This window comes from Halorientalis regularis (assembly GCF_023698535.1).
In the GTDB taxonomy this organism is placed as follows: domain Archaea; phylum Halobacteriota; class Halobacteria; order Halobacteriales; family Haloarculaceae; genus Halorientalis; species Halorientalis regularis.
In genome coordinates this window covers 1-25,511 of sequence record NZ_JALJCL010000011.1, presented here as the reverse complement: position 1 = coordinate 25,511, position 25,511 = coordinate 1, and the positions used below count along the sequence as shown (strand labels likewise).

General features: G+C 66.5%; 27 protein-coding genes. 14 read left to right on the top strand and 13 right to left on the bottom strand.

Going from position 1 to position 25,511, the window contains the following annotated elements:
- Nucleotides 1-6 precede the first annotated feature (6 nt).
- Nucleotides 7-744: an SDR family NAD(P)-dependent oxidoreductase gene (locus tag MU521_RS14530; protein WP_092693674.1), complete on the top strand. Its 738-nt coding sequence runs from the start codon at nt 7-9 to the stop codon at nt 742-744.
- Between the two features lie 41 nt (nt 745-785).
- Nucleotides 786-1,436 (top strand): DUF7978 family protein, encoded by a 651-nt coding sequence (locus MU521_RS14525; RefSeq protein ID WP_092693676.1) that lies wholly within the window; start codon nt 786-788, stop codon nt 1,434-1,436.
- A gap of 6 nt (nt 1,437-1,442) precedes the next feature.
- On the opposite strand, the gene MU521_RS14520 is transcribed toward MU521_RS14525, so the two are convergent.
- Both MU521_RS14520 and MU521_RS14515 read right to left on the bottom strand, forming a co-directional pair.
- Nucleotides 1,443-2,390: a MinD/ParA family ATP-binding protein gene (locus tag MU521_RS14520; RefSeq protein ID WP_092693678.1), complete on the bottom strand. Its 948-nt coding sequence runs from the start codon at nt 2,388-2,390 to the stop codon at nt 1,443-1,445.
- 161 nt (nt 2,391-2,551) lie between these two features.
- Entirely contained in the window at nt 2,552-3,133 is a 582-nt protein-coding gene (locus MU521_RS14515; RefSeq protein WP_092693680.1) for an LURP-one-related/scramblase family protein, read from the bottom strand.
- A gap of 104 nt (nt 3,134-3,237) precedes the next feature.
- On the opposite strand from MU521_RS14515, the gene uvrA reads away from it, so the two are divergent.
- From uvrA to MU521_RS14490, 5 genes are all read left to right on the top strand, one after another.
- A complete protein-coding gene (uvrA, locus tag MU521_RS14510) occupies nt 3,238-6,231 on the top strand; it encodes an excinuclease ABC subunit UvrA (protein ID WP_092693682.1) in 2,994 nt (997 codons plus the stop codon).
- A 134-nt stretch (nt 6,232-6,365) separates the two neighbouring features.
- Nucleotides 6,366-8,120 (top strand): sensor histidine kinase, encoded by a 1,755-nt coding sequence (locus MU521_RS14505; RefSeq protein ID WP_092693684.1) that lies wholly within the window; start codon nt 6,366-6,368, stop codon nt 8,118-8,120.
- Between the two features lie 84 nt (nt 8,121-8,204).
- Nucleotides 8,205-8,357 (top strand): hypothetical protein, encoded by a 153-nt coding sequence (locus MU521_RS14500; protein ID WP_175452895.1) that lies wholly within the window; start codon nt 8,205-8,207, stop codon nt 8,355-8,357.
- Nucleotides 8,358-9,941, top strand: a complete 1,584-nt coding sequence (locus MU521_RS14495) for a sensor histidine kinase (RefSeq protein ID WP_092693686.1) — start codon at nt 8,358-8,360, stop codon at nt 9,939-9,941. It begins immediately after the preceding gene.
- A 160-nt stretch (nt 9,942-10,101) separates the two neighbouring features.
- The gene (locus tag MU521_RS14490; protein WP_092693688.1) at nt 10,102-11,184 is read left to right on the top strand and encodes a geranylgeranyl reductase family protein; all 1,083 of its coding nucleotides are present in this window, start codon (nt 10,102-10,104) and stop codon (nt 11,182-11,184) included.
- Here MU521_RS14490 and MU521_RS14485 read toward each other — a convergent pair.
- From MU521_RS14485 to MU521_RS14475, 3 genes are all read right to left on the bottom strand, one after another.
- Nucleotides 11,181-11,537 (bottom strand): PAS domain S-box protein, encoded by a 357-nt coding sequence (locus MU521_RS14485; RefSeq protein ID WP_281187057.1) that lies wholly within the window; start codon nt 11,535-11,537, stop codon nt 11,181-11,183. The genes MU521_RS14490 and MU521_RS14485 overlap by 4 nt on opposite strands.
- Nucleotides 11,538-11,627: 90 nt before the next feature.
- Nucleotides 11,628-12,716 carry a CAF17-like 4Fe-4S cluster assembly/insertion protein YgfZ gene (gene ygfZ, locus MU521_RS14480; RefSeq protein WP_092693692.1) on the bottom strand — a complete coding sequence of 363 codons (1,089 nt, stop codon included), beginning with the start codon at nt 12,714-12,716 and terminating at the stop codon, nt 11,628-11,630.
- A 43-nt stretch (nt 12,717-12,759) separates the two neighbouring features.
- Nucleotides 12,760-13,053: a DUF6432 family protein gene (locus tag MU521_RS14475; protein ID WP_092693694.1), complete on the bottom strand. Its 294-nt coding sequence runs from the start codon at nt 13,051-13,053 to the stop codon at nt 12,760-12,762.
- Between the two features lie 176 nt (nt 13,054-13,229).
- On the opposite strand from MU521_RS14475, the gene MU521_RS14470 reads away from it, so the two are divergent.
- Complete coding sequence (locus MU521_RS14470; protein ID WP_092693696.1) at nt 13,230-14,183, top strand: DUF7093 family protein; 954 nt, start codon at nt 13,230-13,232, stop codon at nt 14,181-14,183.
- Between the two features lie 26 nt (nt 14,184-14,209).
- On the top strand, nt 14,210-14,602 hold the full coding sequence (locus MU521_RS14465; RefSeq protein ID WP_092693698.1) for a DUF5611 family protein: 393 nt from the start codon (nt 14,210-14,212) through the stop codon (nt 14,600-14,602).
- 4 nt (nt 14,603-14,606) lie between these two features.
- Here MU521_RS14465 and MU521_RS14460 read toward each other — a convergent pair whose 3' ends face one another.
- The 4 genes from MU521_RS14460 to MU521_RS14445 form a co-directional block, all read right to left on the bottom strand.
- Nucleotides 14,607-15,461, bottom strand: a complete 855-nt coding sequence (locus MU521_RS14460; RefSeq protein WP_092693700.1) for an SAM-dependent methyltransferase — start codon at nt 15,459-15,461, stop codon at nt 14,607-14,609.
- A gap of 340 nt (nt 15,462-15,801) precedes the next feature.
- Nucleotides 15,802-17,106, bottom strand: coding sequence for an RNB domain-containing ribonuclease (locus MU521_RS14455; RefSeq protein WP_092693702.1), 1,305 nt, complete (start codon nt 17,104-17,106; stop codon nt 15,802-15,804).
- A 47-nt stretch (nt 17,107-17,153) separates the two neighbouring features.
- The gene (locus MU521_RS14450; RefSeq protein WP_092693704.1) at nt 17,154-17,456 is read right to left on the bottom strand and encodes a DUF7562 family protein; all 303 of its coding nucleotides are present in this window, start codon (nt 17,454-17,456) and stop codon (nt 17,154-17,156) included.
- Between the two features lie 63 nt (nt 17,457-17,519).
- A complete protein-coding gene (locus tag MU521_RS14445) occupies nt 17,520-17,720 on the bottom strand; it encodes a DUF7511 domain-containing protein (RefSeq protein ID WP_092693706.1) in 201 nt (66 codons plus the stop codon).
- A 211-nt stretch (nt 17,721-17,931) separates the two neighbouring features.
- Between MU521_RS14445 and MU521_RS14440 the strand changes: the two genes are divergently transcribed.
- Together MU521_RS14440 and MU521_RS14435 are read left to right on the top strand one after the other, a co-directional pair.
- On the top strand, nt 17,932-18,426 hold the full coding sequence (locus MU521_RS14440) for an RNA-binding protein (protein WP_092693708.1): 495 nt from the start codon (nt 17,932-17,934) through the stop codon (nt 18,424-18,426).
- 121 nt (nt 18,427-18,547) lie between these two features.
- Nucleotides 18,548-18,901, top strand: coding sequence for a cell division protein SepF (locus MU521_RS14435; protein WP_092693710.1), 354 nt, complete (start codon nt 18,548-18,550; stop codon nt 18,899-18,901).
- A gap of 1 nt (nt 18,902) precedes the next feature.
- Here the strand turns inward: MU521_RS14435 and MU521_RS14430 are convergent, their stop codons facing one another.
- From MU521_RS14430 to MU521_RS14420, 3 genes are read right to left on the bottom strand one after another with little or no spacing between them, the layout of a single operon-like run.
- The gene (locus MU521_RS14430) at nt 18,903-19,367 is read right to left on the bottom strand and encodes a DUF6114 domain-containing protein (RefSeq protein ID WP_092693712.1); all 465 of its coding nucleotides are present in this window, start codon (nt 19,365-19,367) and stop codon (nt 18,903-18,905) included.
- On the bottom strand, nt 19,364-20,611 hold the full coding sequence (locus MU521_RS14425) for a Yip1 family protein (protein ID WP_092693714.1): 1,248 nt from the start codon (nt 20,609-20,611) through the stop codon (nt 19,364-19,366). The genes MU521_RS14430 and MU521_RS14425 overlap by 4 nt, the downstream gene beginning before the upstream one ends.
- The gene (locus MU521_RS14420) at nt 20,601-21,263 is read right to left on the bottom strand and encodes a hypothetical protein (protein WP_139171140.1); all 663 of its coding nucleotides are present in this window, start codon (nt 21,261-21,263) and stop codon (nt 20,601-20,603) included. The genes MU521_RS14425 and MU521_RS14420 overlap by 11 nt, the downstream gene beginning before the upstream one ends.
- Nucleotides 21,264-21,589: 326 nt before the next feature.
- Here MU521_RS14420 and MU521_RS14415 point away from each other — a divergent pair, with 326 nt between their 5' ends.
- Genes MU521_RS14415 through MU521_RS14405 form a run of 3 tightly spaced genes read left to right on the top strand, consistent with a single transcriptional unit; the run spans nt 21,590 to nt 23,758 of the window.
- Nucleotides 21,590-22,522 carry an ABC transporter ATP-binding protein gene (locus MU521_RS14415; RefSeq protein ID WP_092693718.1) on the top strand — a complete coding sequence of 311 codons (933 nt, stop codon included), beginning with the start codon at nt 21,590-21,592 and terminating at the stop codon, nt 22,520-22,522.
- Nucleotides 22,519-23,391 (top strand): ABC transporter permease, encoded by an 873-nt coding sequence (locus MU521_RS14410; protein ID WP_092693720.1) that lies wholly within the window; start codon nt 22,519-22,521, stop codon nt 23,389-23,391. Before MU521_RS14415 ends, MU521_RS14410 begins: the two co-directional genes overlap by 4 nt.
- A gap of 55 nt (nt 23,392-23,446) precedes the next feature.
- On the top strand, nt 23,447-23,758 hold the full coding sequence (locus tag MU521_RS14405) for an ASCH domain-containing protein (RefSeq protein WP_092693722.1): 312 nt from the start codon (nt 23,447-23,449) through the stop codon (nt 23,756-23,758).
- Here the strand turns inward: MU521_RS14405 and MU521_RS14400 are convergent, their stop codons facing one another.
- Complete coding sequence (locus MU521_RS14400; protein ID WP_092693724.1) at nt 23,759-25,177, bottom strand: cytochrome P450; 1,419 nt, start codon at nt 25,175-25,177, stop codon at nt 23,759-23,761.
- Nucleotides 25,178-25,511: the final 334 nt, after the last annotated feature.

The window sequence follows — 25,511 nt, the reverse complement described above, 5'->3', positions numbered from 1 at the left end:
GGGGGTATGCTCACACCCGATCTCTCGGGGCGGACGGCACTGGTGACGGGGAGCGCCAAAGGCGTCGGGCAGGAACTGTTGCTCGCCATCGCGGCCTGCGGGGCCGACGTGGCGGTTCACTACCGGACGAGCGACGCGGCCGCCGAGGAAGTCGCCGAGCGCGCCCGCGAGGAGGGCGTCGCCGCGACCACGGTCCAGGCCGACGTGACCGATCCGGCGGAGGTGGACGCGCTCTTTTCGGCGGTCGAGGAGCGGATAGGGGCGGTGGACGTGCTGGTGAACAACGTCGGCGCGTTCGCGCCGGTCCACTGGGCGGAGATGGACTTCGAGACGTGGAACACCGTCATCGAGACGAACCTCAACGGAACCTATCTCTGTTCGAAGCGGGCCCTGCCGGGGATGCGCGAGGCGGGGGCGGGGCGAATCGTCAACATCGGGTACGCCAGCGCCGAGCGGGCGCTGGTGAGCCCGAAGAACTTCCCCTACTTCGTGGCGAAGACGGGCGTGTTGATGTTCACGCGGATGCTGGCGGCCGACACGGCCGACGACGGGATCACCGTAAACGCGGTCTCGCCGTACGTCGTCGAGAACTCCGACGAGTTCCCCGAGGACCTTCCGCGGGGCCGGCCCGCCGCCTTCGAGGACCTGATCCAGCCGACGCTCTTTTTCCTCGCACCGGACAGCGACTACTGCAGCGGCGCGAACGTCGAGGTGTCGGGCGGGTGGTTGCCGGAACGCGTCTGACGGCGGAACGCTTTTTTCCGATTGCGTGAATGTGAGACAATGTGACGGTCAAAGAACCGAGGGCCACGGAGGAGGAACGGGTCGCCGTGCCAGTTGGGGAGGCTGGCGTCGACCGGGAGGAGCTACCGCTGGACGTGCGCGTCGAGTTCTGGTTCGAGACGTTTCCCTGGTTTCCAGCCTTCACCACCGGTCTGGGGGCGTTCGTACTCGGGTACCTCGGGTTGTTCGCGGTGGCAGTCGCGGGGTCGCTGTCGCTGCCCGAGGGGAACCTGCCGGTCCGGGCCGGCTTCCTGTTTTACAACGCGCACAACGTCGTCGTGACCGGCCTGACGACGGCACTGCCCGACGGCATCCCGCTGACGATGAACTACCTGCCGATGGTCGAGCACACACTGCTCTTGCGGTTCTATCCGGCCGTCGTGCTCACCGTCGCGAGCGCGCTGTTTACGTTCTTCCGGGTCCCGATCCGGCGGAGTATGGGGGCCACACTCGCGACCGGGATGGCCATCGCCACGGGGTACGTCCTGATCGCGCTGGCCGGCACCTTCGCGTTCTCCCTGCAGGTCGACAACATCCTCTACCAGCCGTCCCGCGCCGGAACGCTGGTGTCCCTCCTCTGTTATGGCCTGTTCTGTGGCGTCGGCGGGAGCCTGTGTGGCCAGGCGGTAATCGGCGCAGTCAGCGGAGAATAGGAACGGTTACCGACCGATCGCGTCGACGAACCGACCGAGGCGGCCCTCGCGTTCCTCGTCCTCGGTGTCGTCGGTCGACGCTTCGGCAGCGGCCGACTCGTCGCCGTTGGCGGTGGCAGGCGTCTCACTGGGCGCGTCGCCAGACCCGGACGCGGCCGCCGGGGTACTCACTTCGACGCTCGTCGCCGATTTCTCGGGCGTCGGTTCGAGCGTGCTCGTGATCCGGGGTGTCTGTCCGGGTTCGATGTCCAGCACTGCGGCGGGGTCGGTCGCAACGTCGTGACCGATGAGCAACCGGACGACCAGGGTGCGGTAGGGCATCAGCGGGTCGGCACCGGGTACGTCGAGGTCGGGAATCGTCGCGAGATGGTCGGTTTCGACGATGTCGACGATCTCCTCGTCGGTCAGTCCCTGGCAGGTCCGGGAGACGACGAGGCCGGCGACCGAGCAATCGAGTCCGCGGACGAACTCGGCGGTCTTCTTCGCGTCCAGCACCGCGGCGCGGTCCGGCGTGGTCATCACGATGGTCTCGTCGGCCGCCTCGATGGGGATGGCGCTCTCCCGGGAGACGCCGCTGGCGGTGTCGAGGACGACGGCGTCGTACCGACCGGCCAGTACGTCGACGACCTCCGTGATCCCGCTGGGATCGGCGGCCGCGAAGGCGTCGAGTTCGCTCGCACCGGGTAACACGTCGAGTCTGCCGGCCGCGTCGAGTGCGTCGGCCGACTCGCCGACGATGGCGTCTTCGAGGTCGGCCTTCCCGGCAAGCACGTCGTGCAACGTCGGTTCGTGGTCGATACCGACGATTCCCTGGAGGTTCGACATCGCCAGGTCAGCGTCCACGAGGACGACCTCCCGACCCGTCGCCCGCAACGTCGCCGCGAGGTTCGCCGCCGTGGTCGTCTTGCCGACACCGCCCTTGCCGCCGGCAACTGCATAGACTGTCGCTGGCATTACTACTGAAAACGAGAGCGCGTGCAATAAAGCAGGGGAACCGTTCGCGCACGGAAAGGGTGCTACAGGCAGTGAGAATGTATTTTCACCGATGATATTTCAGGAGAGACGGCCACTACCAGCCGATCCCGATTTCCACGAGCGATAACGACGGAACGGCGTCAGTTCCCCTGGATCGCGTCGATCACCATCGCGGCAGCGACGATGGGTTCTTTCGGGACCGGGCTCGCGTCGTCGATGGTGATCTCGTAGCGGTCGCGGACGGATAACTGGCCCTCGATGGTGCCGACGTGCATTCCGTTCGCGTCGGTGATCTCGTACTTGTGGGGGATCAGCCAACCGAGCGGGAGGAGGTTTCGCATGAGGGTGACCACGGCACCCCGGGAGTCGATGCGGGCGAGTTCGTGCCCGTCGTCGGCGTCCCGAACGGTCCAGGTGTCCTGGAAGATCGAGAAGTCGTTGTCCAGCACGACGAGGTCCTCGTCCGTCCGGGAGTCACGCAGGACGTAGTTGCCGGCCACGTCGAGCATCCCGGTGGCCTCGACCTCGAAGACGTCCTCGCCCTGGTCGTCGACGAACGGGAACTTCTCCTTGAGCTTGAACAGCTTCTGCTTGCCACGGAGGACGACGCTACCGCCAGAATCCATCGACTTGTACTTGTTGCGGATCAGGCTCTGTTCGACGGTGTAGCTGTCGTCGGTGAGATCGAGCCCCTCGATGTCGTACTCGCTCGCGGTCGCCATACCGTGCCGTCAAATCGCGACTGCATGAGCCTTTTCCTCGAATCCCCCTGGCACCCTGGCGGGAACCGACAAGGTTTCACTGGACCGGACCTTGACCGCGTACAATGACCAGAGAGCACATCGAGGTCCGCGGGGCCGAGGAACACAACCTCAAGGACGTCGACGTGACGATTCCACGCGAGGAGTTGACGGTCGTGACGGGGCTGTCGGGGTCGGGGAAGTCCTCGCTCGCCTTCGAGACCGTCTACGCCGAGGGTCAGCGGCGCTACATCGAGTCCCTGTCCGCCTACGCCCGCAACTTCCTGGGCCAGATGGACAAACCACAGGTCGAGAACGTCGAGGGGCTCTCGCCCGCCATCTCCATCGACCAGAAAAACGCCGCCAACAACCCGCGCTCGACGGTCGGCACCGTCACCGAACTCCACGACTACCTGCGCCTCCTCTACGCTCGCGTCGGCACGCCGCACTGCCCGGAGTGTGGGCGCGAAGTGGGCGAGCAGAGCGCCCAGAACATGGTCTCCCGGATCCTGGATCTCCCGGCGGGCACCCGCGCGAAGGTCGCCGCCCCCGTCGTCCGCGACCAGAAGGGGGCCTTCGAGGATCTGTTCGACGACCTCGTCAGCGAGGGGTACGCCCGCGTCGAGGTCGACGGCGAGCGCTTCGACCTGACGATGGATCGCCCGGACCTGGACGAGAACTACGACCACACAATCGACGTGGTGGTCGACCGCGTGAAGGTCAGCGAGGAGGCCCGCTCGCGGATCACCGACTCCGTCGAGACCGCCCTCGAAAAGGGCGAGGGGGTTCTGAAGGTGATCCTGCCGGACCCGCCCGAGGACGCCGAACTCGGCGGGGCGTCGGCCCGCTCGACGGGCGATCTGGCAGACGCCGACGAAGACGGCGAGGACGTCGCCGAGGACCGCCTCGTCGTCGAGTTCTCCGAAGACCTGGCGTGCACGCACTGTGGCATCGATATCTCCGAGATCGAGACCCGGAGCTTCTCGTTCAACTCGCCCCACGGCGCGTGTCCGGAGTGTGAGGGGATCGGCTCGACCAAGGAGGTCAGCGAGGATCTGGTGATCCAGGACCCCGAAAAGCCCCTGAAGAACGTCTTCGAGCCCTGGAGCTACAACCGGACCTACTACTCGCGCCAGCTGGACAACGTGGCCGAACACTTCGGGGTCGACCTGGACACGCCCTTCGAAGACCTCGACGAGTCGATCCAGCGGCAGTTCCTCTACGGCACCGACGACCTCGTGCACTTCGAGTGGACGACCAAGAACGGCACCCGCGAGAAGACCGAGCGGTTCGAGGGCGTCATCAACAACCTGGAGCGTCGCCACGTGGAGACCGACAGCGACCGCGCCCGCGAGCACATCGAGGAGTACATGGCCGTCACCACCTGCCCGGCCTGTGAGGGGACCCGGCTGAAGGCCGAGTCCCGCGCGGTGCTGGTGGCCGACACGAGCATCACCGAAATCAACCGCATGTCCATCGGCGACGCTCTCGATCACTTCGAGGGGATGGAAGCCGGGCTGGACGAGCGTGACACCAAGATCGCCGAGGAGATCCTCAAGGAGATCCGCGCCCGCCTCGGATTCATGTGCGAGGTCGGGCTGGAGTACCTGACGCTGGACCGGGAGGCCTCGACCCTGTCGGGCGGCGAGAGCCAGCGCATCCGGCTGGCCACCCAGATCGGCTCCGGCCTCGTCGGCGTGCTGTACGTGCTCGACGAGCCCTCCATCGGCCTCCACCAGCGGGACAACGACCGCCTGCTGAACACGCTCGAAGAACTCCGTGATCTGGGCAACACCCTGCTGGTCGTCGAACACGACATGGAGACGATGCGGCGGGCCGACAACATCATCGACATGGGGCCTGGCCCGGGCAAGCAGGGCGGCGAGGTGGTCGTTAACGGCTCCGTCGAGGACGTCAAGGAGTGCGAGGACTCGATCACCGGCGACTACCTCGCTGGCGACCGGTTCATCGACGTTCCGGGGGAGCGGCGGGATCCGGACGGCCACGTCACCATCCGTGGCGCGCGCCAGCACAACCTCGACGACGTGGACGTCGACCTGCCCGTCGGCTGTTTCACGGCCATCACGGGCGTTTCGGGGTCGGGCAAGTCCACGCTGATGCACGACGTGCTCTACAAGGGACTGGCTCGCCGGATGAACGACAACACGTCCGTCGATCCCGGCGACCACGACGACATCGAGGGGCTGGACCGGATCGAGACCGTCCGGCTGATCGACCAGTCGCCCATCGGGCGGACCCCGCGCTCGAACCCGGCGACGTACACCAACGTCTTCGATCACATCCGGGAGCTGTTCGCCGACACGAAACTCGCGAAACAGCGCGGCTACGAGAAGGGGCGGTTCTCCTTCAACGTCAAGGGCGGCCGGTGTGAGGAGTGTGGCGGGCAGGGGACCGTCAAGATCGACATGAACTTCCTCAGCGACGTGCAGGTGCCCTGCGAGGAGTGTGGCGGGGCCCGCTACAACGACGAGACGCTGGACGTCACCTACAAGGGCGAGACCATCGCCGACGTGCTGGAGATGAGCGTCGCCGAGGCCTACGACTTCTTCGAGAGCCACCCGCAGATCCGCCGGCGGCTGAAACTCCTGAAGGACGTGGGGCTGGGCTACATGCGGCTGGGCCAGCCGTCGACGACGCTCTCCGGTGGGGAGGCCCAGCGCGTGAAACTCGCGGAGGAACTCGGGAAGAAAGACAGCGGCGAGACGCTGTACCTGCTGGACGAACCCACGACGGGCCTCCACCCCGAGGACGAGCGGCGCTTGATCGACGTACTCCACCGGTTGACCGACGACGGCAACACCGTGGTCGTGATCGAGCACGAACTCGACCTCGTCAAGAACGCCGACCACATCGTCGACCTCGGACCGGAGGGCGGCGAGAACGGCGGCGAAGTCGTCGCCACGGGAACGCCCGAGCAGGTCGCCCGTACCGAGGCGTCCCACACCGGGCGATACCTGCGTGATCTGTTGCCCGCGGTCGATCTGGAGGGGCCCCGAAGCGACCGGGAACCGGCGGTGGCCGAGGGCGACGCGGAGGCGACTGGGGCTGGGGACGATTAGACGGACGACCGAAGGGAGTCCGTCGAACACGCGAGCGGGGCGGAACGACCCGCGAGCAGGGCGGAGTCGACCGGCGTCTTTCAGCGCTGAGAACCGGGACAACACTTGAAATAGTACAGTCCTGAAGGTGTCCCATGGCGGAGAGTCGGGTCGGGTTGTGGGCGATCTACGTCGGGGTCCTGGTAGCGACCGTGGTGACCCAGACGGTCGTCGGCTACTGGGTGTACACTCGGCAGTGGGATCGCGACGGTGCCCGGTGGTTCCTGCTCATGCTCGGGACTGGGCTGCTCTTGACGGCAGCGGTGCTCGTCTTTTTGCTCCCGGTCGGTCCGCTTTTCAGCCGGGTCAGCTACGTCGTCGGAGCGTTCTCCGCCATCCTGACCGTCGGGGCGTTCGTCGTGTTCGTCTCGACGTACACCGGGAACGACCTCCACCGGAAGCGGGCCGTCCAGGGCCTGTTCGGTGCGGCGGTCGTGGTGTATCTGGTACTGGCACCGACGAGCGGGAGCCATCAGCTCCTGTTCGCAAATTTCGAGATGGTAGCCGAGCCGTTCCCCTACCTCGTGGTCGAGCGCGGGCCGGTGTTCGCGGCGATTATCGTCCTCATTCAGGTGCCGGCGGCGTACGGGATCTATCTGATGGTGAATCATCTGCTGGCCACGCGTCGCCGGTCTAGCGTGCAACTGACGCTGTTCATCATCGGTGCGCTGTCGATCATGACCCTGGACGCCATCAGTCAGTACACGTCCGTCTTCCCGCTCCGGTTCAGTCACGCGGCGTTTGGCCTGCTCCCGTTCTACCTGCTGACGGCCGTCTCGCTGTTCCGCTTCGGTCTGCTCGACGTGAGGCCGGTGGCGCGAAATACCGTCATCGAGGATCTGAGGGACCCCGTGCTGGTCGTCGACGACCGCCAGCGTGTCGTCGACTTCAACGAGGCGGCCACGCACGTCTGGCCCGGGATCAGCGACGAGGTGCCGGCGGCCTTCGAGCGGGTCTGTCCGGCGCTGTCCGAGACCGTCACCGTCCCGCCCGGGGACGAGGACACGACCGAGCAACTCTCCCTGACCTACGACGGGCAGGAGCGTCACTACTCGGTCACCGTCTCGGCCGTCTCGAAGAGCAGCCGGGAAGAGACCGGCTGGTACTCGATTCTCCTGCGGGACATCACGGAACTCGAACAGTCCCGCTGGCAACTCCAGAAACAGAACGAACGCCTCGATCAGGTGGCCTCGACGATCTCCCACGACCTCCGGAACCCGATCAACGTGACGACGGGTCGCCTCGAACTGATCGAGACCCGCATCGACGCGCTCGATATCGAGGCCCCGGAGCGCGAGCAACTCCACGAGGAAGTCGAGAGCGTCGAGGACGCCACCGACCGGATGGAAGACATCATCGACGACGTCCTCACGCTCGCCCGCGAGGGCAAAACCGTCGACGAGACCGAACCCGTCGCGCTGGAAGCCACCGCCCGCGACGCCTGGGCCAACGTCGACACCCACGACGCCACCCTGTCCGTCGCCGACGACCGTCGGCTTCAGGCCGACCGCTCGAAGCTCCTGACGATCTTCGAGAATTGCTTCCGCAACGCACTCGACCACGGACCGGACGACGTGACCGTCGAAGTCGGCCCGACTGTCGACGGGTTCTACGTCGCCGACGACGGTCCCGGCATCGCCCCGAAACACGCCGACAGCGTCTTCGAGTACGGCTACACGACCAGTGACGGTGGGACAGGGCTGGGACTTTCCATCGTCAAGACGATGGCCGAATCCCACGGCTGGACCGTCACGCTCGACCGCGACTACGACCGGGGGACCCGGCTCGTCTTCGCCGGGTTCGACGGTGAGCGGTGGAGCGAGCCAGCGATGGCGGAACCGAGCGACTGAGACGCGAACCCGGCCGTGGGCCGCGTTGTCACGCACCGATATCGGTCGAGGTTTCATGTAGCGGATCACCGACGTTCGGATACTGTGGGACCGCCGGTGGTGTGGCTCGCGTATCTCGCCTGGCCGATAGTGACGCTTGTCACGGGTTTGTCGTTGCTGTACTGGATCTACTCGAACCGGTGGGAGCGCCGCGGTGCCAAGTGGTTCGTCGGCGTCCTCGGTATCGGTGGGCTGTGAATGGCCAGCACCTTCCTGCACCTCTTGCTTCGCGATCCCGAGCTCCAGCGGGTCGTCGCTATCGTGGAGGCACTGTTGCTCTTCGCGTCGTTCGCGACCTACATCGTCTTCGTCTCGGTCTACACCGGTCGGGAGTTCCACGAGCGACGGAGCGTCCAGGCCACGCTGGTGGGGGTGATGGGGAGCCTGCTCGTGCTCGCACCGCTGAACTCCCTCGGAGTCACGGACCTGCTGTGGACCGACCTCGTCCTCGTGACCGATCCCTTCCCATACGTCGTCATCGAACACGGGGTCGGCCTGGTGGTCATCCTCACCGTGTTGCTGGGACTGATCGGCTACACCTGGTTCGTCCTGACGAACTATCTGCTGGCGACGGGTACTGGATCGGGTACCCAGGTCCTGTTGATCCTGCTCGGCGGGCTGTCCATCGGCGTCGCGGAACTGCTGGGACAGGCTGGTCTCCTGCCGGCCGACGGATTGCACCACGCCACGTTCGGCGCGTTGCCCTACGTCGTCTTCTCCACGTTCGGACTCTTCCGGTTCGACCTGCTCGACGTGTTGCCCGTCGCGCGCAACGCCGTCGTCGAACACCTCACGGACCCGGTCCTCGTGCTGGACGGCGACCGCCGTCTCGTCGACTACAACGCCGCGGCGCTGGACACCTGGCCGGCCCTCCCCGAAAAGAAGGGGGCACCCTTCGCCGCGGCCTTCCCGTCGCTCGCCGACCGAATCGACCTGCCGGCAGGCGGCAAAGCGGGGACGACCGACCGCATCACGCTCGCTCGTGGCGGGACCGAACACCACTACTCGGTCACGACGACGCCGATCACCCGCGGTCGGTCGGGGGCAGTCGGCTGGTACGCGATCCTGTTTCGCGACGTGACGGATCTCGAACAGTCGCGCTGGCAACTCCAGAAGCAGAACGAACGTCTCGATCAGGTCGCGACGACGATCTCCCACGACCTGCGCAACCCGATCACGGTCGCCAGTGGCCAGACGGAGGCACTCGCCCTCGAACTCGAGGAGTGGGACGTGACGCCCGAACACCGCGACCGCGCCGAGGGGCGGATCACCTCGACGCAGGGCTCGCTGGACCGGATGGAAGACATCGTGGAGGACATCCTCACGCTCGCCCGCGAGGGCAAGACCGTCGACGAGACCGGGGCCGTCGACCTCGAAGAGACGGCCCGCGACGCCTGGGCGAACGTCGACACCGACGGTGCCACGCTAACCGTCGCCGACGACCGCACGCTCCAGGCCGACCGCTCGAAGCTTCTGACGATCTTCGAGAACCTCGTCCGGAACAGCGTGGACCACGGCTCGGACGACATGACCGTCGAGGTCGGAGTCACTACCGACGGCTTCTACGTCGCCGACAACGGCCCCGGCATCCCCGACGAACACGCAGACGACGTCTTCGAGTACGGCTACACGACCAGCGGCGACGGCACGGGCCTGGGGCTCTCCATCGTCCGGACGATGGCCGAATCCCACGGCTGGACCGTCACGCTGGATGGCGAGTACGACCAGGGTACCCGCTTCGTCTTCGGCAACGTCGACACGGCTGTCACCGACGGTCGGTAGCGAACAGGCGACCGCGGCACGTCGTGACACGGGCGGTCGCGCGACGGCAGACCGTGCCACGGCGAACGTCAGGCCATGGCCAGGGCTGGCTCCGTTTCCCGACATAAAGCCTCGGACGCGACCGAGAAGGTATATGGGCGTCGCCGGGCATCGAATAGATATGTACGATTTCGTGGTGGTGGGGGCCGGACCGGCGGGCTCGCGGTTCGCGCGCCGGGCCGCCGCAGATGGGGCCGACGTCCTCGTCTTCGAGCAGGGGCGGGTCGGCGAACCGCTGGCCTGCTCGGGCCACGTCAGTACGGACATCTGGGACTACACCCCGCCGGGCGCTCGCGACGACCTCCTCCAGAACGAGGTGTACGGCGCACGCTTTCACACGGGCGGCCCGGACAGCGAGGGCCACCCCTTCTACAAGGAGGAGGTCGTCTCGAACGTGATCGACCGGGTGGGACTGGACCGGACGCTGGCCGAAGCGGCGCGGGACGCCGGCGCGGACCTCCGGGAAGAACACACGGTCGTCGACGTAACCGAGGGGCGAAACGCCGTGCGGGTTCGGGCGCGCGGGCCGAACGACACCGACACCTACGAGGCGCGGATGGTCGCGGGCGCGGACGGTCCGAAGTCCCGCGTACGCTCGGAACTGGACCTCCCCGATCCCGAGGAGTTACTCCACGGCGTGCTGGGGTTCACCGACGACCCCGACCACGACGACTTCGTCGACGTCCACCTCACCGTCCCCGAGTTCTTCGCGTGGCGCATCCCCCGCGGCGAGGCCGGCGTCGAGTACGGGCTGGCGACGCCACCGGGGGCCGACGTGCGGGCACGGTTCGAGGAATTCACCGACGCCTACGGCGTCGAGACCGACCGCCGGTGTTCGGGCCTCATCCCCATCGGCCCGCCGCCGCGAGTGACGGGCCGGCGGAGCTTCCTGCTGGGCGACGCGGCCGCCCAGACCAAGCCGTTCACCGGCGGTGGCATCCTCTACGGCATGACGGCGGCCGACCACGCCGCCCGGGAGATCGACCCCACCGATCCGGGGACGCTGGGCGACTACGAGGACGCCTGGCGGGCGGACCTGCGGACCGAGATCCGGCTGGGGAAGCTGGTCCGGGCGGGTTACTCGGTGCCGGAACCGATCCAGCGTGCCGGTATGCGGGCGCTCTCGGGGGAGATCGCCGTCCACATGGATCGGCCGACGACGCTCTTTTCGACCGAGCAACTGCGGGCACTTCTCTCGCGCTAGCCGGGACGCCCGGGTTCGAGGTCGCGGACGACGCCGACAGTCCCGCGGAACCCGCTGGAAAGCGGGAGCGAGGAGGGGACCAGCGTCGCGGTCAGCCACTCGCCGTCCTGCGTCTCGACCGTGACGGTGACTTCGCGGGTCCGTCCGCCGGTCTCCAGCGGGTCCCGGATGGCCCGCTGACACCGGTTCACGTCGTGCTCGGGCAGGATCTCCGAGACGTGGGTCCCGATCAGCGACGAGCGAGTGTAGCCCGACTCGGCACACAGCGTGGCGTTGACGAACGTGAGGGAGCCGTCCGGATCAAGCGTGTACACCGGCCACGTCGACGATCTCGCGGAAGTCGTCGACGGCACCGCGACCCTCGGTACGACCAGCCATTGGTAGACGTTTACTATCACCCGGCAAGTACGCTCCAGCGCCGTGTCGCTGTGCCGACCGGTTCGTCAGGCGTCGGGGTAGGTCGGGAGCCGGGCGGACTCGTCGGACCCCTCGACGAAAGGCAGGTCGACGACGGAGGCGGTCCGTTCCTCGCCGTCGATTCTGACTGTGAGGTCGCCCGCGGTGTCGTAGTCGATCAGCGCGAGTGCGATGGGTCCCTCGCGGGTCGGACTGTCGACGGCGCGAGTGACTTCGCCGACCGCGCTGTCGCCGGCAAAGACCGCCGCGCCGGACTCGGGGACGGCCTCGGCGGTGAGGCCGACGAGGCGACGGCTGGGCTGGCCGCGGTTCTCGACGCGGGAGACGACTTCCTGGCCGACGTAACAGCCCTTCTCGAAGTCCAGTGCGTTGCGGACGCCGACGACGTTGGGGATCTCGCCCTCGAGTTCGGTGTCGAACAGTGGCGTGCCGGCCTCCAGCGTCAGCGACTCCCAGGTGCGGTAACCGAAGGGCGCGGCGTTCATGCCGCGGTTCTCCAGGGTGTCGAAGACGTCTTCGGCGGCGTCGGCGGTGCAGACGACGGTGTACCCTTCTTCCCCGGCGAGGCCGTCGTCACGGATGACGGTGACGCCGGTGTCGGCCATCGAGCCACGGACGAACCCGAGGCCCCCGTCGGGCGAGGCTGCACCGTTGAGAACGCTGGCGATCTTCTCGGTGGCCTTGGGGCCGTGGACGCCGAACGTGGCGAAGTCGTCGGTGGCGACCTCGACTTCCACGTCCTGGATGAAGGTCTTCCCGGCCCAGTCCTCGGCGATGGGCTCGGCGCGGGCCGGCGGCGTGAACACGAGCAGGCGCTCGCCCGCGTTGTAGACGTACATGTCGGTCGTAATCTTGCCCTGGGGGTCGAGCAGGAGGGCGTAGACGCCCTGGCCGTCGGTCGACGGGACGCGGTTGGAGACGGCGTTGTCGACGAACTCGACGCGGTCGTCGCCGGTGACGGTGATGACGCCGTAGCCGAACTCGCAGAACCCGACGACGCGGCGGACAGCAGCGTGGGTTCGCTCGGAACGGCCGTAGTGATCGACGACGCGGCGACCTCCCTGCTCGCGGAAGGTCGCACCGTGGGCCTCGTGGACAGCCTTGAGAACGGTCATTGTGAGATGATGGGCGTTCGGCGGCGTTAAATTGCCGGATTCGTCAGCGTCCGAGCCAGGACCGGATCCGGTCCAGCAGGGAGGGCTCGTCGTCGGGGTCGTACCGGCCGATAGCGTGGTCCTCGGGGAGGATGACGGTGCGTTCGTCCTCCTCGGTGGCTTCGATCAGGCCGTCGGATTTGAGATCCGCGAGGGCCGTCTCCAGTTCGTCGATGTCCGCGTCCACCCGAGACCGGAGTTCGAACACCGTCATCCCGTCGTCGCGGCGGTCCGCGAGAGCGTCGAGTATCGCGACCTGCGTCTCGTCACGGTCGCGGTACTCCCGCTTGGCTCTCATAGGACACCGTTCGGCCGGGTGGGTCTTAAGACTTCGAGACGCCCGTGGTCCAGTACAGGCGTGCCAGCGGCCCGTCACTCGCGGTCCGGTCACTGCTGGCGTGATTCGCCGGCAGTGACAGGTGTCAGACACCCAAGCAGTAGGCTTAAGATTGGCGGGCGACCAGTATCGTGTCAATGGGTATCAAGTGTTCGCTACTCGGGCACAAGTTCAGCGGGACGGAGGTCGAGGAGGAACGCGAGGAACAGGGTAGCGAAGTCGTCATTACCATCGAGGAAGTCGAGGTCTGTGAGCGATGTGGCAAGCGGCGGGTCGTCTCCGAGAACAAGGAGGTGACCTCGCTGGCGGCCTCGGAGGAGGGCGGACCCGACGCCGAGGCCGACCCGGCAGCGGCGTCGGCACCGGAACCGGAACCGGAACCGGAACCGGGCGAGCCCGAGGCGGCCGAAACGGACGCCCAGGCACCCCCGCCGGGGCCGGACATGAACACGGCCGAGGACGACGCGGAGTTGCTCGACGCGGGCGGCGACGGTGCCGACACGACGACGGACGACGAGTCCGTGCCGGAGCCCGAGCCCGAACCGGACATCGCCACCGCGGGCGAGACGGGCGTCGAGGACGAGCCGACGGCCGAGGACGACGGCGCGGTCATCCTCGACGACAACGACGAGGAACCCGAGCGCGAGCCCGGGGAGTGGCCCGAGGACGAGAGCGCCCCCGAAGCCGAGTCCGAACCCGACCCGGAGACGATCGAACAGGCCGCCACGGAGGCGGTCGAGGACAGCGAGGACCCGGAACCGGCGGCCGGGCAGGCGGAAACCGAGGAGTGGCCCGACGAGTACGGCTACGAGGAAGAGTCCGCGACGGCACCGGAGGTGGACTGGCCCGAGGAGGACGAGGGCGACGGCGAGGACTGGGAACCGGGCGAGAGCCTGACCCAGCGAATCGACAGCGACGTCGAGCCGGCGGGGGCGGCGACGGTCACCGTCCCGGAGGGCGAGTTCTACTGCCCGGAGTGTGAATTCACGACGCTCGTCGAGGAATCCTCGCTGCGTGCAGGCGACTTCTGTCCGTCCTGTCACCGGGGGAGCCTCGAACATCGGGCCGAGGACGCGACGCGAAAAGAGTAAACCGAACCCTGTCCAAACGTTCTCTCATGCGGGAGTATAAGATGCGTCGGGGCGAGCACCTCGAAGAGCGAGTACCGGATATGAAGGCCAAGATCGAGGACTTCTTCGGTGAGGTGTCGGGGACCAAGGAGTACAAGGGCAGCGACCTCTACGTCGTCGAAGATCCGGACAACCCGGTCTTCGATCGTATCACCGCTGGAACCGTCGAGTACGACGGCAAGAAAGACAAGCTGGGCGTCGACTTCGTGGAACGGCCCGCCGAAGATGTCATCGCGGAGGGCAAGGCCGACGCCGCGGCCGACGCGGTCGACGCGAAAAACGACTTCCTCGAGGAGTGTACGGGTCGGGACGCCAAGAGCCGACGTGACTCGATGAAACGCTCCGTCGAAGACGACGCCGAGACCCCCGACAACGTCTGAGGCTCTACCGTTCTGCCGAGACGATCCCGTACTGCCACAGTCCGTCCGTGAGCGTTTCGTACTGGTAGCGGGCGGCCCGCCGATTGTCCTCTTGGGTCTCGTTTCGCAGGCCGACCGCGCTCGCGACGCGGCCGAACGGCTGGAGGAGTCGGCTGGCCCAGTAGAGTCGCCGCGAGGACGGCAGCACCTGCTCGGTCTCGTCGTCGGTCTCGACGGCGTCGAACCCGGAACCGGAAAGGGCCGTACCGAACCCGTCGAGCGTCGCCAGGTTCGGCACCGCCCAGCCGTCGAGCCACTGGGTCATCGACTCGCGTTCGCCGGGCGTCATCGCATCGACCGCGCGGAACCCGTCGGCGACGATCAGGCGTCCGCCAGGTCGAAGCACCCGTGCGGCCTCCTCGATAAACTCGGTCTTGTCCTCTGAGTGACAGATGGCCTCGATACCCCAGACCACGTCGGCCGAGTCGGCGGCCAGCGGCAGGTCGGTGAAGTCCCCGCGTGTGAACGTGGCCCGGTCCGCGACGCCCGCCTCGGCGGCCAGTTTGCGAGCCTCCCGGAGTTGCAACGGGACGATGTCGACGCCCGTGACCGTCGCCCCCCGTTCGGTCGCCAGCCAGACGCTACTCCCGCCGACACCACAGCCACAGTCGAGGACGTGATCGTCCCCGCCGATCCCGGCTCGGTCGGCCAGTTCCCGGTTCATGTTCTCGATGGCCTCGGCGTGTGACTGGTCGCGCCCGTCGTGGTACCCCGCGTGGAGCCCGTGACTGTCCTCCAGCGCCCAGAGCAGCTTGTAATCGAAGTGGCTCTCCGTGTAGTACTCCTCGATTCGCGATGCCCCCATGCTACTCGTCCCCATCGTAGACTGTCCACTCGGGGCCGCACGTAATTAATTTTCGGCTCTATAAACGATAATTTAGTGCCGGTGGTTTCCGGTCGTTTCCCGCCGAGCGGCGTCTCGAACCCGTTCGGCTGAGAGGGGTTGGTCGCGGCCCCCGACCACTCGTGGCACGCACGTCGTGGTCCGTCTCGACCGACGATGACGAGCGACACCGTGGGGTTCCCGGTGTGGCCGGCGGTGAGCCGTGCGATTGCCGTCGTCGTCCACAGCGACGTGTTCGTCGGGGTCGCGGCCGCGGGCGTCGCCGTGACCGCCGGCCAGGTCTGTCGGGATCCACTCGACCCCGTGGGTGGCTGGGTTAGTCGTCCCCGTCCACGACTTCCAGTCCGCGGTTGTTGACCGCCGCGGGGTCGAGCCCGACTTCCTCGAGGAACTGGCGGTACTCGCGTTCGCACTGTTCGGCGTCTTTCTGCTTGTCCGAGGCGTGCGAACAGAGGTCCCCGAGGTCGGCGGGCACCTCGTCGGTGTAGACGATCCAGTGGTTCACCAGGTCCGAGAGGCGGCGGATTGGGCTGGTGAAGTGGCCGTAGATCTCGAAGTTCAGCGCGTGGTGGCCGCCGAAGGGGTCGCTCATGTACTTCGCGCGGGGCATGACCTTCATCACCGCCCGCTGGATCTGGTTGAGCTGGCGCTCGGGTGCCTCTTCGAGGGTCTCGTTGACGGCCTTGCGGGGGTCCTCGTGGCTGGCCGACACGGAGACGCCGTCCAGGTCCTGGATCTCCTGCAGCGCCTCGTTCCACTGGTCGGGCGTTGGCTGGGGGTGGACACGGTACATCGCTTCGAGACCGCGGTCCCACTGGAGGGTGTGCGTGACGGCCTTGTTGGCCTTGAGCATACACTCCTCGATGATGGTGTGGGCGCGGTCCCGCCGGGGGTTGAGGACGAGCGAGCCGTCCTCTTTGCGCTGTTCGTGGAGCCGGTCGGCCAGATCCCACACCTGTTCGCACTTGGTGGCGAGATCGACCTCCGGGTCTTCCAGCAGGTCGTCGGCGCTCTCGGGATCGTCGAGCAGGGACTCGGCCTGGGCGTAGGTCAGCCGGGCGTCACTGCGGATGACGGACTTGTAGATGTCGATGGTCTCGTAGGAGAGCGTCTCGGGATCGAGGTGCATCTCGACGGTGTGGGCCAGGCGGTCCTCGTGGGGGACCAGCGAACAGACGGTTTCGGCCAGCACCGGCGGGAGCATGTGGATCGTGTAGGCGGGCAGATAGACGGTGTTGGCCCGCTTCAAAGCCTCCGACCACATCTCGGTCTCGGGGTTGACGTAGTGGGTCACGTCGGCGATGTGGACCCAGAGGACGATCTCGTCGTCACGCACGTCGATGGAGATGGCGTCGTCGAAGTCCTGGGCGTCGATGGGGTCGGTCGTCCAGGTGGTCATCTCCCGGAGGTCCTGTCGGTCGTCGAGTTCGGCCTCGACCTCGCTTTGCACGTCGTCGGTCAGTTCCTCGGCCTCCTGGCGGACGGCTGGCGGGAAGTCGTCGCGGATATCGAACTTCTCGAACAACTCCTCGCGCTTGTTGGCGAGGTGGCGGGCCAGCTCCTCGTCGATCTCGACGGGGCCCTGGCCTTCCGCAGTTCCGGCCTCTGCTTGGTCGCTCATGGGGCCCGGTAGGGGAACCCGGTAGTTAGTCGTGTCGACGCCCGTCGCTATGACTCACGGCCTTCGGGGGAGTCACCGTGGTCGGCCAGCAGGTCGTAAAAGGTCGCGATGAACTCCTCGCGGTCGCTGTGGCCGGCTCGGCTCTCGACGAGCAGTGACTCCAGCCCGTCGCGTGGCTGGTGACAGAGGTCGCGATAACAGTGTTTACAGAAGAACTCGAACTCCTTGTCCTCGCGGTTCCAGCGGTCGCCGTGTTTGTCGTACTCGCGTGCGTCGCTCCGGGCGACCGAGTCACCGCAGGCGATGCAGGTGACCTGCGCGCCGTCCCGGTTCCGCCGGGAACCCCACATGTACGGCCGTTCGGCCGGCGAGTACTTAGCCCTTTTCGAGTGGGAGAACGAGTCGCGAATCGCCTACCGCAGGTCAGCGAGCGACACGGCGTGGTCCCGGTCCGCTGTGAGCCAGGCCGTGTAGAGACTGTCCTCGTCGGCGGTCGAGAAAATCGTCACCTCCGTCGGCTCGTCCCAGTCGTCGTACATACACTCCAACTCGAACTCCGGTAGTTGGTCGAACTGGCCCTCGTCGGTTTGTGCGGCTCTATCGACGACACTCATTCCTGGCTCACCTCGGTGACACAGCTACTGGTCGACGATCCATCCGCCTCGACGCTCTGTGCTCGTCCGACGTGACTCGATTGCGACCAGCGTGCCATCCAATTTTAGCTAGCTCGATCACAAATAAAAGCCTTTGCTACCCAATATCATGCATGATAACCGCGGGCCGGAGAGCGGGCGATTTATGCGGCGAGCGGGCGACGTGGGGGGTATGCAGGTGAAATCACGGCACCACCTCCGTGCCGACGCGGTGGACGAACTGGAGTCCGCGCTGGAGGCGAAACTCGGCGTCACCATGGACGCCGACACCCACGAGAAGGTCGAACTGGAGGGGACCGACTACGATCTCGTGCTGGTCGATGGCGAACCCGCGGTCGTCTACATCGAGGACGAGCGCGGCGAGCAGGAGCGGTTCCTGACGGTCCGTGGCGCGAACGAGTACCCGCCCGAGCGCAACGTCGTCACGGTCGACGCGGGCGCCATCTCGTTCGTCAGCGACGGGGCCGACGTGATGCGCCCGGGGATCACCGAGGCCGATCCCAGCATCGAAGCGGGCGACCTGGTCGCCATCGCCGAGGAGAACCACGGGAAGGTGCTGGCGGTCGGCCGGGCCCGCACCGACGGCGACGACATGGTCGGCGACGAGGGGAAGGTGGTCGACAGCATCCACCACGTTGGAGACGATCTCTACGAGTTTTCCGTCTGACGAGTGACCGACGCCCGGAACCGTCCGTTCTCCGGTCTGACGGCCCAGACGGCCGGAAATGCTAGTTCGCGTAGGTATGTCTGACGAAAAACCTATACTTTTGCGCGCCGGTTTCGCGGGTATGGGCTTCATGAACAAACTCCTGGGTGAGTCGGGGTCGACGCGTCGCACCGACGATTACGTCGAACTCGACGGCGTCCAGACGCCGGAGGCACAGGCCGACACGCAGATGCACATCGCCAAGATCAGCGAGAAACAGGACGTCATCGATATCAAGGACGCGGTGTACGCGGGGGACATCGTCGTGGCCGACATCACGCGACACACGACTCAGGACCGCACGATGGAGCAGATTACGGACGAGCTCCAGCAGGTCGCCCGCGGCGTCGGCGGCGACATCGTCCAGAAAGACGAGGATCAGATCATCATCACGCCCCGCGGCGTCAAGATCAGCCGCGAGAAACTCGGCCGCTGAGCTACGTCTCTTTGTCGCTCTCTTCGTCCAGGATCAACCGCTCGTACTCCTCGGTCGGTCGCCAGGCGAAACAGAGGATCCCGCCCGCGCTCGCGATCAGCATGCCGATCAGATAGCCGCCGAACGCGACCAGGAAGGAGACCGACGCGAGTACGAGGCCCAGAACACCGAGTTCCCGCGCCCGCTCGGGTCGTAACAGCGCCGCCACGCCGACGAAGACGATACCCGCGCCGACGACGGTCCCGAGACTGGAGGTCGGATAGGCATCGTACGGCTGGGTGCTCAACACGACCTGGAGCGACGGCCAGGCGACGAGTAGCCCGCCGGCCACGAGCAAGACGGCACCGGCGAACGGGCGGGCACGACGCCACTCGGCGAACGTAATCGTCTCCACGTCGGCCTCCTCGTCCGCGGCGGTCAAAACGCCGTCGGAGCCGGCGGCGATCTCGGGCCCGTCGGTCGTCATAGACACTTGTCGGGGTTCCTCGGCTCGGTCGGCCCGTCGTCGGCCGGGATGGGCTCGCGGACGCCGCTCTTGTTACCCAGTTCGGCACCGATCTTGAGCTTGAAATCGGTCAGCACCGTCTCGGAGCTACCGAGCTGGTGGGCCAGCAGCGACACGTCGCGGCCGCTGGTCAGCCGCGGGTTGGTGTCCAGCCCGAGCCGGATGTCGTTGATCGTCCCGAAGCCGCGGTCGTTGTGCGGCGTACAGGTCCAGTAGGCGATGTTGTCCGCCGGGATGCCGGGCGTACCAGGGAACTCGATCAGGTCCAGCCGGGCGGTCAGTTTCTCCGAGCGGAACTCCGAGACGTACACGTCGATGGCGCGGCCGTTGTCGGTTTCACTCGACGCGACGGCCTGTGAGGCCGTCAGCTCGAAGTAGACGTTCCGGCCGCCACGCAGGTCGGTGAAGAGGTTCTCGTAGATGAGGAAGTCGTTGATCTCCACGTCCGCGACGCTCGTGCTGTCGAGTTGCTGGCGCGCGACCCGGTCGATGGTCTCCTGGCTCGTGCTGTCGACGGTGATATCGAGACAGTCTTCGCCGCCGATGGCGAAGCCGGGGTCGGTGTCACAGTCGGTCTGGTAGCTGTACATCCCGGCGTCGAGTGACGACTGACTCACGACGAACCCGTCCAGTGTGTCCGACTGGGCGGGGAACGTGTCACCGGAGACGGCCGGCGCGGCGGTGAAGGCGAGCGCCAGCACGAGGCCACAGACCAGCGCGGCACGGCCGGCGCGGAACACCAGCCCCCGCTCGATGCGGACGGTACTGTCGCGGTCCCAGGCCAGACAGATCACCGCGCCGATCCCGCCGATCACGAACCCGGTGAAGACCAGTTCCGGGTGGGCGAACGGAACGCCCGAGAGCAGGAGGCCGGCGAAAGTGAACCCGACCAGCCCGAAGCCGGCACCGCCAGCGAGTCGGGCCTTCTCGGGCCTCGCGAGGACGAACAGCCCGAGGACGATGCCGACGAACGGTGCCGTCGCGCCGGCGAAGCCCACCGGCGTGATACGCCCCATCGGGACCGTCGACAGCTGGGCGAGGACGCGCCAGCCGAGGACGGTACTCCCGAGCGCCAACAGCGTCGCACCGAGCGTCGGTCTGGTCGCAGTCCACCGGTCCAAGCGGGCGCGAGGGCCGTCCGGACGCCCGGACGACGGATCACTGTCGGTCGCCGCCCCGTCGTCGGTCGTGTCGTCACGCGCCATATTCGAACTCACCGTCGTTGTTGAAGTCGTAGCGTACTCGCAGGGAGAGATCCGAGAGCTGGAGTCGATCCGCCGAGAGCGTCGAGGTCGTGATCTTCGCCCCGCGCAACTCGAAGGCCGGGTCGCCGTCGCTCGGCCTGATCGCACCCGGGTCGCTGCCCTCGACCTGGAGCGGGTCGTTGGTGTTGGGTGCCTGGTTCGGATTCGGCCCGGCGTAGGCTTTGAACCGGTCGAAGATCTTTGGCCCCGTCCGTTCGTCGAGGACGAACCCCCGCCAGGTCGCGGTCTGGGCGGTGATCCGGTCGGTCTTGAACGCGACGCCATCCGCCGTCGCTTCTTCGGCCCGGATCTGTATCTGTAACCGTCCCGTGAGTCCCGGCACGTCGCTGACGTTCAGCGTCTTCTGTAAGTTCAGATCGCGGATGTAACTGCGCTCTACCTCGAACAGCACCGATGGCGTGACGATCTTGGTCTTGGCGGGCACGACGGTCGCCTCGGACGCTGTCAGGTAGTCGGCCGATACGTTGAATCCCCCAGTGCTGCTCAGCGGCACCGAGACGCCCACCCCCGTACTCAGTATCAACAGCCCGACCAAGGCCCACAACGTAAGCAACACGCCAACGCCGCTGGCTAGCCGTTTGGTATCGTACATTGTTCTACCGTCCGACCGACACGAGCCCCCGACCATCCCCTGGTCGTCGACGGATACGCCGTCGTCGCGTCCGCCAGCGCACACTATGCACGCTGTCGATGTGGTGCCGTCCCCCCTTGTGGCCAGCAACGCGACGGCCCAGCAGTGTGGCCGGTGCTGACTCGGTTCGGTCTCTTGGTCTCTCCATATCTGCCAAGTCATATCAATGTTCCGGCCTTCGGAACCGCGTTCGATGCGAATTACTTGCCGTTCGGCGGCGAATCCTGGGGTCGGGCGACGACCCGAGAACGTGGGGCTTACCCGCCCAGGAGTGCTGACAGTGGATAATGACACTGGCCATCCGAGCCCGGAATCTCGTCAAGGAGTACGACGACGTGCGGGCCCTCGACGGACTCGACATCTCGGTCGAGGCCGGGGAGTTCTTCGGGCTCCTCGGACCCAACGGCGCAGGCAAGACCACCTTCATCAACATCCTCGTCGGCCTGGCCCACCGCACCGACGGCGAGGCGGCCGTGTTCGGCCACGACGTCGAGGCCGAGTACCAGCAGGCCCGCGACGCCATCGGCCTGGCCCCCCAAGAGTACAACGTGGATCGGTTCTTCCCGATCCAGGAAGTCCTCGAACACAAGGCCGGCTACCACGGCATCCCCTCGGGTGAAGCCACCCGCCGGGCCGAGGAGGCACTCAAGACCGTCGGTATCTACGAGAAACGGGACACACGCTTCGACTGGCTCTCCGGCGGGATGAAACGACGGTTCATGCTCGCGCGAGCGCTGGTCTCCGACCCCGACCTGTTGATCCTCGACGAACCGACCGCCGGCGTCGACGTGCAGTTGCGCCGGGACCTCTGGGACGTGATCAACCGCATGAACGACGCCGGGACGACCATCCTGCTGACCACCCACTACATCGAGGAGGCCGAACGCCTCTGTGACCGGGTTGCGATCATGGACGAGGGCTGCAAGGTCGAGGAGGCCAGCCCCGACGAGCTGATGGACCGGGGCACCGACCGCATCACCGTCTCGATGGGCTCGACGCCCGCGACCGCGCCCGAACTGAATCTGTCCGACGTGCACGACGCCCGGATCGAGGACAGCGACCTCGTCGTCACCGCCGCCCGCGGGAGTTCGGTGGTCCCCGACCTGCTCCGCCAGCTGGAGGCGATGGGCTACACCGTCACCGAAGTCGACATCGAACGTGCGTCGCTCGAAGAGGTGTTCGTCGACATGACCCGCACCGGGAGCGCGGTGGAAGCATGAACGGGGACGACGAGGTCGGCGTGGCGAGCGACGGCGGGAACGCCGCGACCGAGGGGGCGACGACCGCGACTGCCAGCCCCGGCCTCCTCGACCGCCTGCTCCCGACCGGCTTCCGGACGCTGTTTCACCGTGAGGTGTTGCGGTTCGTCCGGCGGCCCCGGAACACGTTCCTCCCGCCGGCGATCACGAACGTCCTCTACTTCTCGGTGTTCGGCGTCATCCTCGGCGGCCGGATCGACTCGTTCGTCCTCGATGGCCGGGAGATCGAGTACATCGCGTTCATCCTCCCCGGCCTCATCGTCCTTGGTGCCATCTCGAACGCTTTCGAGAACTCGTCCTTTTCGATCTTCCACGGCAGATGGAACGAGTACATCCACGAGGTCCTGACCTCGCCGCTCCCCTACACCTCGATGGTGCTGGCCTACATCCTCTCGTCGGCACTGCGCGGCCTCGTCGTCGGGATCATCATCGGGCTGATCGGCCTACTGTTCACCAGCGTGCCCGTCGCGCGCCCGCTCTACCTGGTGGCGTTCATGCTCGTCATCTGCCTGCTCTTTGCGAGTTTCGGCGTCGTCGGCGGGCTCTGGGCGCGTGACTTCGACTACCTCACCGTCCTCAACCAGTTCATCCTCCGCCCACTGGTCTTCTTCGGCGGCGTCTTCTACTCGCTGGACGCGCTGGAGGGCATCGCCTACACCGTTTCGCTGTTCAATCCGATGGTTTACATGGTCAACGGCGTGCGCTACGGTTTCTTCGGCGCGGCCGAACTCCCGCCCAACGAGTCCCTGGCCGTCCTCTCCGTGCTGACCCTGGCCGTCGTCGCCCTCGACGTGGAGCTGTTCCGGCGCGGCTACGGCCTGGTCGACTGATCGAACCCGGTGCCGCAAGCTGAACCGTTTTGGGTCGCCAGCCCCTCTCCCCTGTGTGTCCGAACTCGAACCCAGTACGCTGCTCCCCAGCGACCGGATGCAGAGTCAAGCCCTCGACGGCGAAGTGACCCAGATCCACCGCGGCCAGCAGTACGCCGAGGAGGGTGACACCTTCGAGATCGACGATACCAGCTTCGAGGTCGTCGCTGTCGACGACCGAACCCTGGGCGACATGACCGACGAAGACGCCCAGGCCGAAGGTGCCCGCGACCTCGATCACTACAAGCAGATTCTCGAGCGCGCCCACGACAACTTCGAGTGGGACGACGACTCCGAGATCGTGATGCACCGCTTCGAGAAACAGTAGTCAGCGCTCGGTCACCAGGAACTCCTGGCCCGGTTCCATCCGGAGGGTCATCTCCGGCGAGACCGGTGGTTCGCCGTCGGCGTCGTTCTCGCCCAGCCAGCCCAGATCGTACTGCTGTCCGATGGTCGCCAGCGTCAGTTTCGCCTCCAAGAGCGCGAACTGCCGACCGATACAGATGCGTGGGCCGCCCCCGAACGGCGCGTACGCGAAGTCGTGGAGTTCGGATCGGAGGTCGCCGTCCCACCGCGACGGCCGGAACGTATCGGGGTCGTCGTAGAACCGCGGGTCGCGGTGGACGTGTCGGATCGCCAGCCCGACCAGTTCGTCTTCTGGCACCCGATATCCGTCGAAGACGACCGGCTCGGTCGTCAGACGAGGCAGTTGGTACACCGGCGGATACAGCCGCAACGTCTCGGTCACGACCCGTTCCGTGACCGGCAGGTCGTCCAGGTCGTCGACCGTCGGCGGCCCGTCCAGCGCGTCGATTTCGGCGTGGAACCGCTCGCGAATCTCGGGGTGGTTCGCCAGCGCCCAGAAGCTGAACGTCAGCGTCGTCGTGGTGGTGTCGTGACCGGCGAAGACGATGGTCACCATCTGATCGCGCAACCGCTCGTCGGTCAGCATTCCCGAATCCGCGACTCCGGCCTCGCGCAACCCGACCAGCAGGGACAGCAGGTCCTCGGCCTCGGCGGGATCGGCCGGTGCCTCCCCGGCGCGTTCGTCGAGGAGGCGCTCGGCCTCCGCTTCGAGCGTCCGCTTGGCCCGCTTGAACCGCCGGCGTGCGGGCGTCGGCATCCACTCGGGCAGGAGATACGACGTGGGCTGGAACCACTCGTGAAGGTGTTCGGCACTCTCGCGCAACCGCCGGTCGCCGTCCAGTTCGAGTTCCCGCCCCAGCACCGTCGCGAAGAGGACGTCCAGTGCCAGATCGGTGAACTCCCGCTGGAGGTCCAGCCGCTGCCCGTCCGCCCAGCGGTCGACCCGTCGCTGGACCTGCTCGACGATGCCGTCCGCGTAGCCCAGCACGCTATCCCGGGTGAACAGGGGTTGCATCGCGTCCCGCTGTGCCCGCCACTCCTCGCCCTCGACCGTCAACAGTCCCTCCCCGAAGGCGATGCGGAAGTCCCGTGATTTGCGGAACTTCTCCCGCTCCGTGACGAGGACACGTTTGATGTGATCGGGATGCCCCACGGCGTACTGGTCGCCACGACCCAGCATCCGCACGCGACAGACATCACGCGTCGCCAGCGCCCGCTCACCGAAGTCGATCAGATCCGCCATCATCCCCGTGAAGTGCAACCACGGCGGATCGAGATTCGGCGGGTACGGTGCGAGCGGCGCGTCGGTCGCGTCCGCCGATGTTGTCGCCCCAGTCGACTCGCCAGCCGCCCGCTCCCCCTGATCGGCGTCGGATGACATATCCTCAACTGTGAACGCCTGGTAAATTAAGTGCGGTGTTTGCAAATCACACACTGATCGAAGTCGGCCGCGACCACCGAGGCGAACAGTGGGTAGAGAGTGATCCCAGCGGTGCAAAGAATGGGGCTCGCTGGAAACACGTCTGCTGGCGGCTGCGTGAGCATCCGCCGAGCGCAGTGAGGCGGTTTACCGAGTCCGAACGCAGTGATACTGAGGGCTAAAACTTCATGGAACTCCAGCCACGAGAAGAGGTATGGCGAGGCTGGAGAACGTCTCTGTCGAAGACCTCCGCCAGATCTTGGCGGAGGTCGATGAAGCCGACGCAACAAAGCGG